At 53.4% G+C, this 14331-nt stretch carries 12 protein-coding genes; 8 read left to right on the top strand and 4 right to left on the bottom strand.

Going from position 1 to position 14331, the window contains the following annotated elements; translation table 11 throughout:
* Positions 1-67: 67 nt before the first annotated feature.
* From ACLBVC_RS15100 to ACLBVC_RS15085, 4 genes are all read right to left on the bottom strand, one after another.
* The gene (locus ACLBVC_RS15100; protein WP_410150298.1) at positions 68-2446 is read right to left on the bottom strand and encodes a glycoside hydrolase family 3 N-terminal domain-containing protein; all 2379 of its coding nucleotides are present in this window, start codon (positions 2444-2446) and stop codon (positions 68-70) included.
* 291 nt (positions 2447-2737) lie between these two features.
* Positions 2738-3004, bottom strand: a complete 267-nt coding sequence (locus ACLBVC_RS15095) for a helix-turn-helix domain-containing protein (protein WP_410150297.1) — start codon at positions 3002-3004, stop codon at positions 2738-2740.
* 73 nt (positions 3005-3077) lie between these two features.
* Positions 3078-3218: an ash family protein gene (locus ACLBVC_RS15090; protein WP_195814525.1), complete on the bottom strand. Its 141-nt coding sequence runs from the start codon at positions 3216-3218 to the stop codon at positions 3078-3080.
* Between the two features lie 208 nt (positions 3219-3426).
* The gene (locus ACLBVC_RS15085) at positions 3427-4332 is read right to left on the bottom strand and encodes a LysR family transcriptional regulator (protein WP_410150296.1); all 906 of its coding nucleotides are present in this window, start codon (positions 4330-4332) and stop codon (positions 3427-3429) included.
* Between the two features lie 115 nt (positions 4333-4447).
* Here ACLBVC_RS15085 and ACLBVC_RS15080 point away from each other — a divergent pair, with 115 nt between their 5' ends.
* From ACLBVC_RS15080 to ACLBVC_RS15045, 8 genes are all read left to right on the top strand, one after another.
* Positions 4448-5257, top strand: coding sequence for an SDR family NAD(P)-dependent oxidoreductase (locus ACLBVC_RS15080; RefSeq protein WP_410150295.1), 810 nt, complete (start codon positions 4448-4450; stop codon positions 5255-5257).
* Between the two features lie 296 nt (positions 5258-5553).
* Entirely contained in the window at positions 5554-7431 is a 1878-nt protein-coding gene (gene bglF / locus ACLBVC_RS15075) for a PTS beta-glucoside transporter subunit IIABC (protein ID WP_410150294.1), read from the top strand.
* 22 nt (positions 7432-7453) lie between these two features.
* Positions 7454-8851: a glycoside hydrolase family 1 protein gene (locus tag ACLBVC_RS15070; protein WP_410150293.1), complete on the top strand. Its 1398-nt coding sequence runs from the start codon at positions 7454-7456 to the stop codon at positions 8849-8851.
* 344 nt (positions 8852-9195) lie between these two features.
* On the top strand, positions 9196-10431 hold the full coding sequence (locus ACLBVC_RS15065; RefSeq protein ID WP_410150373.1) for a carbohydrate porin: 1236 nt from the start codon (positions 9196-9198) through the stop codon (positions 10429-10431).
* Between the two features lie 166 nt (positions 10432-10597).
* Positions 10598-11446, top strand: a complete 849-nt coding sequence (gene bglG, locus ACLBVC_RS15060; protein WP_410150292.1) for a transcriptional antiterminator BglG — start codon at positions 10598-10600, stop codon at positions 11444-11446.
* Between the two features lie 232 nt (positions 11447-11678).
* Positions 11679-13160, top strand: coding sequence for an L-asparagine permease (ansP, locus tag ACLBVC_RS15055; protein ID WP_195822996.1), 1482 nt, complete (start codon positions 11679-11681; stop codon positions 13158-13160).
* A gap of 154 nt (positions 13161-13314) precedes the next feature.
* Positions 13315-13512: a hypothetical protein gene (locus tag ACLBVC_RS15050; protein ID WP_195814531.1), complete on the top strand. Its 198-nt coding sequence runs from the start codon at positions 13315-13317 to the stop codon at positions 13510-13512.
* Positions 13512-14318 (top strand): hypothetical protein, encoded by an 807-nt coding sequence (locus ACLBVC_RS15045; RefSeq protein ID WP_410150291.1) that lies wholly within the window; start codon positions 13512-13514, stop codon positions 14316-14318. Before ACLBVC_RS15050 ends, ACLBVC_RS15045 begins: the two co-directional genes overlap by 1 nt.
* The last annotated feature ends 13 nt before the right edge of the window (positions 14319-14331 follow it).

The following is a 14331-nucleotide window of genomic DNA, read 5'->3' as shown; positions in this document are numbered from 1 at the left end:
GAATACTGTAAAAACGGACGCTGATGCGTCCGTTTTGCTTTCTGATTTTGTGATCTGCAAGCAGCTTTTACTGACTCACTTCGCAGCGGCTGACCATCCGCCAGTGACGAGGCAATTCCCGTACTTTTCCGGCCAGTGTCACCTTGCCGTTAGCGCGAATATCAGCGCTGGAAGCGCCGACCTGAACGTCAATAAAGCCCGGCTCAACGATACGTTTGTGCGCGGTGTTGGTGAAATTTAGCATGTCGGTTGGAATACTGAAATTCAGCGTGGCGGTTTCTCCGGCGTTCAGTTCAACGCGCTGAAACGCTTTCAGTTCGTGTACCGGCCTCACCAGCGAAGCCACGCAGTCGCGCACATAAACCTGAACCACTTCGCTACCTGTCCGCGAACCGGTATTGGTTACCTGAATTTGAACGGAGATCTCACCGTTTTCGATGGCAACCGGCTGCTGATTTAACTGCAAATCGTGGTACCGAAACGTGGTGCCGCTCAGCCCGTAACCGAACGGGTATTTTGCGCCGAAGTGGAACGCAATCGGCGTTCCGCCACTTTTCAGTTTGTGATTGTAATAATACGGCATCGCGCCCGCGCTTTTCGGCACGGAAACCACCAGCCGCCCGGAGGGCGCTTCTTTACCGCTCAGCACATCGGCAATCGCCCGTCCGCCTTCCTGACCGGGCGCAAACGCCATCAGGAATCCGGCTACTCTTTCCTCCAGACCGCCCAGTGAATAAGGACGGCCGCCGGTCATGACAACAATGGTCGGCTTGCCGGTTGCGACAACCTGCTCAAGCAGCGTTTGCTGAACGCCGGGCAGCTGAAGGCTGTCGGTGTCAGAACCTTCACCGACCGTACCGCTCTGGAACAATCCGGCCAGATCGCCGACAAACACCAGCGCCACATCACTTTTCTGCGCCGCTTTGACTGCAGCGGCGATCTGCGTGGTGTCCTGAGAAACCGATGAACTTTGCATTGGCTTACCGGCATCACCGGGGAATACCGGCGCACCCGCTGTTCGTTTTTCGAGAATAGGGCAGCCTTTCGCGTAACGAATATTCTGTTCACCGTAGGCCGAACGCAGTGCCTGAAGCGGCGTTGTCACCTGCCCGGTCTGCGCTTCCATCTCGCTGATAATCAGATGTACCGGGAAACTGTAACCGCTCAGTAATGCCAGCGGGTCGTCTGCCGTCGGGCCGATCACGGCGATTTTCTGATTAGAGGCAGGTTTCAGCGGCAGAATACCGTTGTTTTCCAGCAGTGTAATGGAGCGAACGGCCACTTCCCACGCCAGTTCACGAACGGCAAATTGCTGCATTTTTGGCTGCGATTCAGGCGCATACGGCTGCTCGAAAAGCCCCAGACGGAATTTTTCCGTCAGAACGCGGGCGACGATTTCATCGATTTTAGCCATATCAATCAGCCCGCGTGATACCGCATCGGCCAGATGCTGGGCGCAATCGCCTTTCGGCAACTCAATATCCAGACCGGCGTTGAATGCCAGCGCCGCCGATTCGGCATCATCGTGGCTGACGCCGTGATGCTGGTGCAGCAGACTGACGCCGCCGTAATCCGCCACAATCAGGCCGTCAAAGCCCCACTGTTCGCGCAAAATTTCCGTCAGCAGGAAGTGATCGCTGTGGCACGGTTGCCCGTCAATATCATGATAAGCCGGCATAACGGAACCGGCGTTGGCCAGTTTTACCGCCATTTCGAACGGCAGCAGAAAGGTATCGTTGAGTTCGCGGAAACCGAGATGTACCGGGGCGTGGTTGCGTGCGCCTTCGCTGAAAGAGTGGCCGACGTAATGTTTCAGCGTGGCGAGCAAATCACGGTTTTCACCCTGTAAGCCGCGCACGAAGGCCGTCGCCATGATGCCCACCAGATATGGATCTTCGCCGAAAGTTTCTTCGGTGCGTCCCCAGCGCACATCGCGAGAAACATCCAGAACCGGCGCTAAACCCTGATGACAGCCGATGCTTTGCGCTTCATCACGGATAGCCGCGGCGACCTTTTCCATCAGTTCAGGATCCCACGTTGACGCGTAGCTAAGCGAAGAAGGGAACAACGTGGCGTCTTTACACAATAAACCCACCAGACATTCTTCATGGAACATCGCCGGAATGCCCAGCCGCGTTTCCTCCACCAGCGTTTTTTGCAGGCGGTTCAGTGCCCGGACGCCTTCTTCCGGGCTAACAACGTGTGTACCCAGCGGGCGGGTGATTTGCCCCGCACCGGACGCCAATTGCTTTTCCAGTGCGATTGTCTCTTTATGGCCAGCGAAATCATCACTCAGGTCTGAGCGTTCTTTATGATTTCCACCGCTGTCGAGGATGAGCCAGAACGCGTGCATTTGGGCAAATTTTTCTTCCGGCGTCATGCGTGCCAGCAGATCGGCAACGCGGGTTGCGACGGGCTGCGAAGCGTCCTGATACAGATGAGTCATCGTATTTCTCCTTGAGTAAATCCAGGAACAACGTATGAAAAAGGTGAGGTATGGGCAGAAGTATTGTGAATGGGGCGCAGGTAAACAATTGAGGAAAGGAATATGTAATTTACGTTTTTTGATTTTGTTTTTTTATTTGTGAACGGGATCATGCTGAGAGAAAGTAATGCTGGCATCAGTCGGTATCGCCGGCCCGCAGGAAGCGGTAACGGCGTAAAGATAAAAAGAGACTCCGCCTTTCTGAGACTATTCAAAATGCGGTGAAAGCCAGGCTCCCACCGCTGTCACGGATTAACTCTCCGTTTTAGGGTTCCGCAATTTAGGAACAACCAACTCCCCGTTGGCATTGTAATAACGGCTTGGCCAGATTTCCCACGCCGGAACGCCGATCATTGCCGCAATAATCAACTCACCTTTGGGCCAGCGTCGCGACAGCGTATTGGACAAGGTAGATGCGCCCAGTCCTGAATCACGCGAGAGTGCCGTCAGCGTTGAGCCTTTTTTGCGAATTGCAGCGATAATATCGGCGGGATGCCAGTCTTCACGGGTGTTCTTCATATGCTCTCTCCGTTAGAAACGGGAGCATAAACCAACAGTGGGGGAGGAAGTAATGCCTGCCTTGGCTTGTCGTTCATGGTTCATTGTCCAGTAGTTTGATGTTACAGCGACCACCGGAGTTGAGAATCTCACTGGTGGTAGCCCTGACGGGGTTCTCAACACCGGTTCTACTGGATACCGGCCTGACCGAAGTCAGCCCCGCCTGAGCCACCATTGAGATATTGCTTGTTGTTTGTACAGGCAATAGGCATGCGCAGACTCAAACGTGAAATGCACTTATGCACTCCATGTCGCCAGTAAACATTCAGGTTGAGAATCCTGGTTACGGATTTTGCCGTAACAAATCAATTATAACGTAACGGCTTACGTGTACCAACACCGCATTAGGAGTGCCTTTAAAATCTTGACGTTAAATGAGCGAATTAGTGATCCCGCAGCGGTAAGCGAAAGCTGTTGATCACGGCTTTTAACGCCGCAGAAAGCTGGCGGTGGCCGGGATAATAGAGAAAGAAACCGGGAAACGTGACCGACCAGTCTTCGAGCACGCGGATAAGCAAACCCTGCGCGACCAGCGCGTCATGTTCCGGGCTGCGGGCGGTGTAAACCAGCCCGATCCCGTCGAGAGCGACGCGGGTCATCATCATTACGCTGTCAACTATCAGCGGGCCGCTGACCGGCACCGCAATCTGCTTACCTTCTTTTTCAAATTCCCATCGATACAACGCACCGCCGGTAATTTCCCGTCGCCCGATGCAGGCGTGATGTTGCAAATCGGCTGGTGAGAGCGGTTTCGGATGCCGCTCGAAATATTCAGGCGAGCCGTAAACCGCCGAATGAAAATCGGGCGTCAGGCGAACCGCACTCATATCCTGCTGAACGTCGCCACGGATACGCACTCCGGCGTCAAAACCTTCGCTGACGATATCCACGAAACCGTCGTTGGAGGCCAGTTCCAGCCGGATGTCCGGGAAATCCAAACTAAATTGCTTCAGCTGCGGCATAAAAACGAGTTCTGCCGCAATGTGCGGCGTATTGATGCGCACCGTGCCCTGCGGGGTTTCCCTGAAGGTATTCACTTTCTCAATCGCACCGGCAATTGCCGCAAACGCGGGCGCAATTTCGGCCAGCAGCGCGATCCCCGCTTCAGTCGGCGAAACGGTGCGCGTGGTGCGGTTTAGCAGCCTGACGCCCAGCCGTTCTTCCAGCGCGCGCAAAGAGTGGCTCAAGGTGGATGCGGTTAAATTCAGCCGTGCCGCCGCCTTACGGAAGCTTTTTTCTTCTGCCACGGCGACAAAGGCGGTCAGCTCACCCAGTTCGTTAGTCCGCATTTCGTTTCCTATTGATGAATATGAACCAGTAAATCATGCGATATAAGACGGCTTATCCACAACAATTAATCCTCTTATAGTCAGGTTCTGGTCAACACATTTCTCAGAGGTTTCTATGTCACAACAATCGTATCTTCAGGGACCACATCTTCAAAATCAGCCCCTTCGCCTGCATAACCGCGTGGCGCTGGTCACTGGCGGAGGCAGCGGGATTGGCCGTGCCGCGGCGCTGGCTTTCTCACGCGACGGCGCAAAAGTGGTGGTCGCCGGGCGTCGTGAAGCGGAACTTCTGCAAACCGTGGCGTTGATCCATGAACAGGGCGGCGACGCGCTGGCGGTGCCGGCAGATGTTTCAGACAGCGCGCAGGTTCAGCATCTGATTGCGGAAACGCTGGCGCATTTCGGGCGACTGGACGCGGCGTTTAACAATGCCGGTGTGGAAGGTTTTGCGCCGGTCAGCGAAATGACGGAAGCCGAATTTGACCGCGTGATCGCCATCAATCTGAAAGGCGTCTGGTTGTCAGTGAAATATGAACTGGAGGCGATGGTGGCGGCAGGTCGCGGCGGCGCGATTGTGAATACGTCTTCGTGGCTGGCGCACGGTGCCAGTTTCGGGTCTGCGGCTTATTCCGCCAGCAAGGGCGGTCTGGATGCCATGATCCGCGCCATTGCGCTGGAAACCGGCGCGCATAAAATCCGCATTAACAATGTGAATCCGGGCATTATCGATACGCCGATGGCACGACGGATGGGCGCGAATGAAGAGATGCTCAGGCCGTTTGTTCACCTGACGCCGGCAGGGCGCGTGGGCGAATCCGACGACGTGGGCGACGTTGTTGCGTGGCTGTGCAGCGACGAAGCGCGGTTTGTGACCGGGCAAAATCTGCTGGTGGACGGCGGATTCACCATTGCCGGGCTGCGCTAGTTTGCCGGAGATGCTCAGGGAAGAGCCTCCTTCAGCACAAAGTCTGAAGCCGATCACAGTTTCGTCACACGGCTGATATTACGACTTGTTTCTGTCAACGATTCGCCAGAGAATCCGGATCAGAAAGCAGGATTGTTACTGTCTGACAGGCAAAACCTAAACTTCTCGTTTCTTCGCATTCCGCGAAGAGACCGGACGTTTAGGTTTTTTTTTGGCCTGAATTCAGGGGCCGGCCGCCCCTTTGAAATACAACGGCAATGTCGTGCACGACGCCATTACTCTGATGAGATAACACCATGGAATACAAAACATTAGCCGACGAAATTCTCCGCGGAGTGGGCGGAAAGGAAAACGTGAACAGCGTGGTGCATTGTGCCACCCGTTTACGATTCAAGCTTAAAAACATCAGTAAAGCCGATGCTGAAGGACTGAAAAAGAACCCCGGCGTCATTATGGTGGTGGAAAGCGGCGGCCAGTTTCAGGTCGTGATCGGCAACCACGTCGGCGCGGTTTATGATGCGTTAGTGCGCGGCAGCGCGCTTTCGGAAAGTGGCGATGACGAAGAGGGGCAGGATAAAGGCAATCTGTTCGCCCGTGCCATTGACATCATTTCCGGTATTTTCACGCCGTTCATCGGCATCATGGCGGCGTCGGGGATCCTGAAAGGGTTTTTGTCACTGGCGCTGGCCTGCGGCTGGCTGAATCCGGAAAGCGGCACGTATAAAGTCTGGTTCGCCGCCAGCGACGCTATGTTTTATTTCTTCCCGCTGGTGATCGGCTATACCGCCGGTAAAAAATTCGGCGGTAATCCCTTTGTGACGATGATGATTGGCGGTGCGATGGTGCATCCGCTGATGACGGCGGCATTCAACGCTCAGCAGCCGGGTGTACCGTCTGAACATTTCTTTGGCATACCGCTGGTTTTCATCAACTACGCCTCATCGGTTATTCCGGTGATCATCGCCGCGTGGGCTTCCAGCTGGCTGGAAAAACGTCTGATGAAACTGCTGCCGGGTTCCCTGCGTAACTTCATTACACCTCTGATCTGTCTGATGGTGATTGTGCCGCTGACCTTCCTGGTTATCGGGCCTGTCGCGACCTGGGCCAGCCAGCAACTTGCTAACGGCTATCAGTTTATCTATCACATCAGCCCGGCCATCGCGGGTGCCTTTATGGGCGGCCTGTGGCAGGTTTGTGTGATCTTCGGCCTGCACTGGGGGCTGGTGCCGCTGATGATCAACAACTTCAGTATTCTTGGCCATGACACCATGCTGCCGTTGCTGTTGCCGGCGGTCATGGGGCAGGTCGGCGCTGTTATCGGCGTGATGTTGCGTGCCAAAGACGCGCGCACCAAAGCACTGGCGGGTTCTGCTGTCAGCGCCGGGATTTTCGGGATCACAGAACCGGCGGTTTACGGCATTAACCTGCCACGCCGCCGTCCGTTTATTTTCGGCTGCGTCGGCGGCGCGCTGGGCGCGGCAATCCTCGGTTATTTCCAGACCACAGCTTACTCGTTCGGCTTCGCTAACATCTTCACTTTCACGCAAATCATTCCACCGACGGGTTTCGACCAGACGGTTACCGCCGCGATTGCCGGCACTGTCTTTGCCCTCGCTTTTGCCGCTCTGGCGACGTTCTTCTTCGGTATGAATGAAGAAGTGAAAGCGGGTGAAACGGCCGATACCGTCGCGACGGCTTCCGTTCAGGCACCGCGTGGCAAAACTCTGGTGACCAGCCCGATTGCCGGTACCTGCGTGGCACTTGAGGACGTGAAAGATCCGACATTTGCCAGCGGTTTACTGGGTAAAGGTGTGGCGATTATTCCGTCAGCGGGCCGTGTTGTTTCGCCGGTTAACGGCACCGTGGTTTCCCTGTTCAAAACGCATCACGCCATCGGAATTGAATCAGAAGACGGCGCGGAAATCCTGATCCACGTTGGTATCGATACCGTGAAGCTCGACGGCAAATTCTTCACGCCGCACGTGGCAGTAGATACCGTCGTGAAGCAGGGCGATTTGCTGCTTGAGTTCGACACCCGGAGCATTACGGAAGCGGGTTACGACCTGACAACGCCGGTGCTTATCACCAACAGCGACGAATATCTCGACGTCATTCCGGCCAGCACCGGTCAGGACGTCGGCGAACAAGCTTTGTTACTTACCCTTTTACGATAACAGTCAGAACCAGGAGGTTCACATGAGCAAGCAATTCCCGAAGGAATTCTTATGGGGTGGCGCAGTCGCCGCCAATCAGGTTGAAGGCGCGTATCTGACCGACGGTAAAGGATTGTCCACCTCTGACCTGCAACCACAGGGCGTTTTCGGCCCGGTGCAGGAGCGCGTGGAAGGCGATTTCGGCATCAAAGATGTGGCGATTGATTTTTACCATCGTTATCCGGAAGACATGAAACTGTTCGCCGAAATGGGCTTCACCGTACTGCGTACTTCTATTGCCTGGACGCGTATTTTCCCGGAAGGCGACGAGCTTCACCCGAACGAGGCCGGTCTGGCATTCTATGACCGCCTGTTTGATGAAATGGCAAAATATGGCATCACGCCACTGGTGACGCTTTCCCATTACGAAATGCCTTACGGCATCGTGAAAAAACACGGCGGCTGGGGCAGCAGGGATACCATCGGTTTCTTCGAAAATTATGCCCGCACGGTATTTACGCGTTACAAAGATAAAGTCAAACACTGGCTGACGTTCAATGAAATCAACATGTCGCTGCACGCGCCGTTTACCGGCGTTGGATTGCCGGAAGACAGCAGCAAACAGGCGATTTATCAGGCCATTCATCACCAGCTGGTGGCGAGTGCCAAAGCGGTGAAAGCCTGTCATGAAATCATTCCTGACGGCAAAATCGGTAACATGCTGCTGGGCGGAATGCTTTATCCGCTGACCTGCAAACCGGCCGATATGATGGAAACGCTGCAACAAAACCGCGACTGGTTATTCTTCGGCGACGTTCAGGTACGCGGTGCGTATCCGGCGTATATGAAACGCTTCTTTAAAGATCGCGGTATGGAAATTACTATTACCGCCGAAGATAAAGCCGCGCTGAAAGAAACGGTCGATTTTATTTCGTTCAGTTATTACATGACCGGTTGTGTAACGACAGATGAAGAACAGAATATTAAAGCGCGCGCAAATATATTAAATATGGTGCCGAACCCGCATCTGCAAAGTTCCGAATGGGGCTGGCAGATTGACCCGAAAGGTTTGCGGTTCTTAATGAATGAATTATATGACCGCTATCAGAAACCGTTATTTATTGTTGAGAATGGATTGGGTGCCCGCGATAAAGTCGAAGCGGATGGCAGCATTAATGACGATTATCGCATTCAGTATATTAACGACCATCTGGTGCAGGTTCGTGAAGCCATTGAAGACGGTGTGCAAGTCATGGGCTACACCAGCTGGGGGCCTATCGATCTGGTCAGCGCATCGAAAGCCGAATTCTCCAAACGCTACGGTTATATTTATGTCGACCGCGACGATCAGGGGAATGGCACACTGGAACGTCGTCGCAAGAAAAGCTTCTTCTGGTATGCCGATGTTATTAAATCTAACGGCGCATCGTTAAAGGAATAAATAAACGATGATCCGGTGGCCTGATTATTATCAGGCCATTCAAAATCTTAAGTAATTATATAATGCGAAATTCCACCCGCAGGGTAATCTGTGTCTGCAGGAAGGAATTCGAATAGCAATAAAAACATAATTAATAATTCGAAGGGAATGTAATGATGAAACTTTCTCAGACTTCTGTATTACCTGCACATAATTATACGCAGTATAAAATAAGACCCGCAGTGCGTTTATATCATAAATATCTTGTGCTGGCCGTTTGTCTCGCGGGTGCAGGGATTCAACCGGCACTGGCTGCCAGCGACTGGAACGGAACCGTGCTCGGTTTTGAGGCACCCGGCGAAGGGATGCTCGGCGACATGCTGGGGATCCGACCCATTCTTGAAGACCACGGTTTCCATTATCAGCTCGGTTATCTCAGCGAATCTTCATACAACGCCGGTGGCGGCTATAACCACGACAAAAAACTGGCGTACATCGACCAGTTCTCGCTGACGTTTACGCAGGATCTGGAAATGTACACAGGTATTCCGGATGCGGCGATTGAAGGGAACATCGTTAACCGTAATCATAATGACAACCTGACGTCCGAACGTACTCAGGATCCGCGCGTCGGTTTCAACGATATCGCACAGGAAAGCTGGGGAGGGCAGTCGATTACGCGTCTGGGCTGGCTGACCTTTGGCCGCAGTTTTGACGATCGTAAGCTGCACTGGCGTATCGGTATGATGAACAAGAATCAGGATTTCGATCAGATTATCCCGTGTGATTTCCAGTTACTCAGTCAGTGCGGCGGTAAATCGGCCAACTCGATGACCTGGTACAACTGGAACAAACATTACTGGGGCACCACGTTCCAGTACAAATTAACGGACGGCCTGACACTGAAAACCGGCATCATGGAACAAAATCCGGACGCGTCTGACCGGAAATACGCCTGGAGCGGTTCGCTCAAAGGCGCGCGCGGGATTTTGCTGCCGATGGAAGCGGAGCTGAAAACCAAGGTCAACGGTTTGCCGGGGATTTATAATTTCGGGTTGCTGTACACTAACTCGCCGCAGCAGGATCTCTCCGAAGGGAAAACGCAAAGTGTGGGGGCCAGCGACCCGGAAGGTTACCGTTCTCACAGCAGCACGTGGTTTATGTACACCGGTTTTAACCAGCAGGTGACACAGCGCGGCGATGACCCTAACCGGGGCATGAGCGTATCGTACAGTCTGGGGCTGGCCGATCAGCGAAGTAACGCGATTCACTACACACAGGCGGCGTCTATGCGTTATCGCGGGTTGTTCGATGCGCGCCCTGACGACTGGCTCGGTTTTGGCATGACCTACATTAAAATGAGCGATCACTACCGGCAGAATCAGGAAAACCTGAACGCCATTTATCAGGTGGATGATTACGGCAATCCGCTGTACACGCCGCTGTCCGGGCATTCGGTTAACGCCGATTTGTACTATCAGATCAAAGTGCGTTCATGGCTTATTCTGCAACCTGATTTGCAATACTGGTATCGTCCGGGTGGTGTGAAAGAAACGCAGGACGCCTGGGTGACGGGGCTGAAAGCCATTGTCACTTTCTGAGTTACGCACGCGCCTGATCGCCGGGATCGCAATCACGCTTTTTCAGTAATGTGCATTGAGTGGCTACGCTAACCTGCTAGAATTATCAGGCAGATACGTAATGTTGCGGCAGATAAAACCTGATCTTCTTCGCCGACGATCGGGTTTTTCTTTTCAGGGAATCACAATGAAAATCGCCAAAATTTTAAATAATAACGTGGTGGTTGTCGTTAACGATCAGCTGCGGGAACAGGTCGTCATGGGCCGCGGTCTGGCGTTTATGAAAAAAACGGGAGATGAAATCGATGACAGCAAAATCGAGAAAATCTTCGCCTTACAAAACGACGAACTGGTCGCGCATCTGACGGAACTGCTCTCGCATATTCCGATGGAAGTGATGACGACCTGCGACCAGATCATTTCGCTGGCAAGAACCCGGCTGGGAACGTTGCAGGAAAATCTGTATATCGCGCTGACCGATCACTGCAACTTTGCCATTGAACGGCAGAAAAAAGATGTGCCCATCAGCAATGCGCTGTTGTGGGAAACACGCCGTCTGTATCCGAAGGAGTATGCGCTGGGCGTGGAAGCGCTGGACATTATCGATACGCGTTTAGGTGTGCGGCTGCCGGTGGATGAAGCCGGTTTTATTGCCCTGCATCTGGTCAATGCGCAGCTGAACGGCGAAATGCCGGAAGTGGCGCGCATTACCCGCGTGATGCAGGAAATCCTCAATCTGGTGAAATACCAGCTGCGTCTGGAATATGACGAAGAGTCGCTGAGTTATCAGCGGTTCGTCACCCACCTGAAATTTTTCGCTCAGCGGATGCTGAACCGGACCGTGGTCGCCGATGACGATATGACGCTGCATGTGGCGGTAAAAGAGAATTACCCACAGGCGTGGCAGTGTGCAGAAAAAATCGGGGAATACCTGACGGCGCAGTACCAGCGCGGGCTGACGACGGAAGAGATCATGTACCTGTCGATCAATATTGAGCGGGTGCGCAAAGAGAGCAAACCGCAAGATCATGCATAGAGCGGTCGTTGCATGCGCAATTCACGCCGCGAATTATGTCTTATCACAATTTTTAAGTACGGTTTTTTTTGCCTCGGTTAATGAGAACAGGTAGCATCCTTCGCCGTTATTGCATCAAAAACAGTTCCGGCTAAAAAAACTACAGTGGGTTAACCACGTAAACGTCGTGGCTTGCAATCGTTTGCTTGCAGCACCGGCGTCAGGTGAAGGTTATTTTGGAGAACAAGTCATAATGAAGTCTCATAAGAAATCGGCAGAGGCAAAACACGCCGCAAAACGGCGCTGGCTGGATTCGCACGAAAGCGGTTATCACAAGAGCATGGGCAATCGTCAGGTTCAGATGATTGCTATTGGTGGCTCTATCGGTACCGGTTTATTCCTCGGTGCGGGTGCGCGTTTACAGATGGCAGGCCCGGCGCTGGCTATCGTGTATGCGGTATGTGGTATTTTCTCATTCTTTATTCTGCGCGCATTGGGCGAACTGGTTTTACACCGTCCGACCAGCGGCAGCTTCGTGTCCTATGCCCGTGAATTCCTGGGTGAAAAGGCCTCCTACGTGGCGGGCTGGATGTACTTCCTGAACTGGGCGATGACCGGCATTGTCGATATCACCGCAGTGGCTCTGTACATGCACTACTGGGGAACCTTCGGTGATGTCCCGCAATGGATGTTTGCCCTCGGTGCGCTGGCGATTGTGGCGACCATGAACATGATCGGCGTGAAGTGGTTCGCTGAAATGGAATTCTGGTTTGCGCTGATCAAAGTCGCGGCTATCGCGATCTTCCTGGTAGTCGGCGTGGTGTTCCTCGGCACCGGCAAACAGCTCGACGGCAACACAACCGGTCTGCATCTGATTACCGACAACGGCGGTATCTTTCCGCACGGTCTGTTACCGGCGCTGGTCTTAGTGCAGGGCGTGGTCTTCGCCTTTGCGGCTATCGAACTGGTCGGTACCGCAGCGGGCGAAACGAAAGATCCTGAAAAAGTGCTGCCTAAAGCCATCAACAGCGTGATCTGGCGTATTGCTTTATTCTACGTTGGCTCTGTGGTGCTGCTGGTTCTGCTGCTGCCGTGGAATGCGTATCAGGCGGGCCAGAGCCCGTTTGTGACCTTCTTCAGCAAGCTCGGCGTGCCGTACATCGGAACCATCATGAATATCGTAGTGCTGACCGCCGCGCTGTCGAGCCTGAACTCCGGCCTGTATTCCACGGGTCGTATTCTGCGTTCGCTATCGATGGGCGGTTCTGCGCCGAAATTTATGTCGAAGATGAGCGCGCAGCAGGTGCCTTACGCGGGTATTCTGGTGACCGTCGGTATTTACGTAATAGGCGTCATCCTCAACTATTACGTGCCTTCGCAGGTCTTTGAGATCGTTCTGAACATCGCGTCACTGGGCATCCTCAGTTCATGGGCATTCATCATTGTGTGCCAGATGAAACTGCGTACCGCCATTAAAGAAGGCCGTGCGAAAGACGTCTCTTTCAAAATGCCGTGGGCACCGTTTACTTCATGGCTGACGCTGGCATTCCTGGCGGGCGTACTGATTCTTATGGCGTTTGATTACCCGAACGGAACCTTCACGGTTTCCACTATTCCGGTGCTGATCATTCTGCTGGTACTGGGCTGGATTGGTTTGCGTAAGCGCGCGGCAGAAGTGCATGCCGAGCAGGCTGCTCATGAAGAAGCGCATCACGAAAGCGTGGAATCGAAGTAAACCGGGCAGAACGTTTGCCGTGAAAGAAAGAAGGTCGTCCTGCGGGGCGGCCTTTTTTTTGCTTTTCAGAAAGTAAACATTCCTAAACTTCCCTGATTTTCGACCGCATTGCCCTTCGTTGACTAGGCTTATTCTTTTGCTGTGAGAGAAACCTATGTTGAAGAATCTGCTTCAAATTTTTTCCAGCCCCGAACAATTTCTCGGGCTGTTCAGTGCCAAGGATATTGAAAATACGCTGGAGGAGGGCGAGCGTATTCTGATTGATGAAAATGGTACTGCCTCGGTCAATCCGGCGAATCAGGAGATGCAGGAAGATTTCGCCCGGCACGTCAAACGCATGAGCGTGCTGTAATGGCGACGGCGGTCTTCATGGTGTTAATGGTCTGCGGTTACTGGTACACCACCCGCGACATCTCATCACGTTTCAAACTCAAACGGACATTCGGCTGGGATGTTTATTTTCTGGTTGCGCTCTACGGCTGCATTTTCGTCCTGCAAGGCGTGCTGATAATTGCGCTGGGTTACATGGCGCTGTGGGGTATTTCAGAAATCGTGAACGCCATTCCGGCCACGGTTTATGCGCATCAGAACGTTCATTATCACCGCGATTTTATCAACTGGAGTTTCTTAGGGATTCAGGCCCCGGTTGTCATCATGCTCGGCATTTCGGTAATGCTTTGTCTGGTGCGTACCACCTGGTCACCGGGATTGCGCCTCAATACCGCCGGGCGTAAGCAGTTGTACAAACAGCTTACCCGCGCCAATGGCGTTGAAGGCCTTTTGTACCAGTGTATGGAGCAGGGCGATATGGTGTTTATCACGCTCCAGTCACGGCGGGTCTATATCGGAATGGTACACACGGCGCGCTGTGAAACCTCATCGTCAGATAACGTCGTGGTGATCCCGATGGTCAGCGGTTACCGCGACAAAGACACACTGGAGCTGCGCGTTGAGCATAACTACGCCCGGTATTATCAGGAACAGGGCGTGACGCCCGTTTCCCAGCCGGTGAATGCGCTGAATTTCAGGAAGGTGATTTTGCTCAGCCAGATAGAAACGTTGTCACTGTTTGACCCTTCCAGCGCCTGTGCATTTGAGAAACTGATCCCGATCGTTACGGAAGAGGCAGAAAGAAAGGTGGGGGAAAAGGACGCCTGAAATCAGGCGTCGC

Origin of the sequence: Rahnella selenatireducens, assembly GCF_046449555.1 — a bacterium.
GTDB lineage: Bacteria > Pseudomonadota > Gammaproteobacteria > Enterobacterales > Enterobacteriaceae > Rahnella > Rahnella selenatireducens.
This window is presented reverse-complemented; position numbering and strand designations above follow the sequence as displayed.

Coding starts and splice junctions, on each gene's coding strand:
- ACLBVC_RS15100 (WP_410150298.1), bottom strand. CDS start 2,446: ATGACTCATCTGTATCAGGACGCTTCGCAGCCCGTCGCAACCCGCGTT.
- ACLBVC_RS15095 (WP_410150297.1), bottom strand. CDS start 3,004: ATGAAGAACACCCGTGAAGACTGGCATCCCGCCGATATTATCGCTGCA.
- ACLBVC_RS15090 (WP_195814525.1), bottom strand. CDS start 3,218: ATGGTGGCTCAGGCGGGGCTGACTTCGGTCAGGCCGGTATCCAGTAGA.
- ACLBVC_RS15085 (WP_410150296.1), bottom strand. CDS start 4,332: ATGCGGACTAACGAACTGGGTGAGCTGACCGCCTTTGTCGCCGTGGCA.
- ACLBVC_RS15080 (WP_410150295.1), top strand. CDS start 4,448: ATGTCACAACAATCGTATCTTCAGGGACCACATCTTCAAAATCAGCCC.
- bglF (WP_410150294.1), top strand. CDS start 5,554: ATGGAATACAAAACATTAGCCGACGAAATTCTCCGCGGAGTGGGCGGA.
- ACLBVC_RS15070 (WP_410150293.1), top strand. CDS start 7,454: ATGAGCAAGCAATTCCCGAAGGAATTCTTATGGGGTGGCGCAGTCGCC.
- ACLBVC_RS15065 (WP_410150373.1), top strand. CDS start 9,196: ATGCTCGGCGACATGCTGGGGATCCGACCCATTCTTGAAGACCACGGT.
- bglG (WP_410150292.1), top strand. CDS start 10,598: ATGAAAATCGCCAAAATTTTAAATAATAACGTGGTGGTTGTCGTTAAC.
- ansP (WP_195822996.1), top strand. CDS start 11,679: ATGAAGTCTCATAAGAAATCGGCAGAGGCAAAACACGCCGCAAAACGG.
- ACLBVC_RS15050 (WP_195814531.1), top strand. CDS start 13,315: ATGTTGAAGAATCTGCTTCAAATTTTTTCCAGCCCCGAACAATTTCTC.
- ACLBVC_RS15045 (WP_410150291.1), top strand. CDS start 13,512: ATGGCGACGGCGGTCTTCATGGTGTTAATGGTCTGCGGTTACTGGTAC.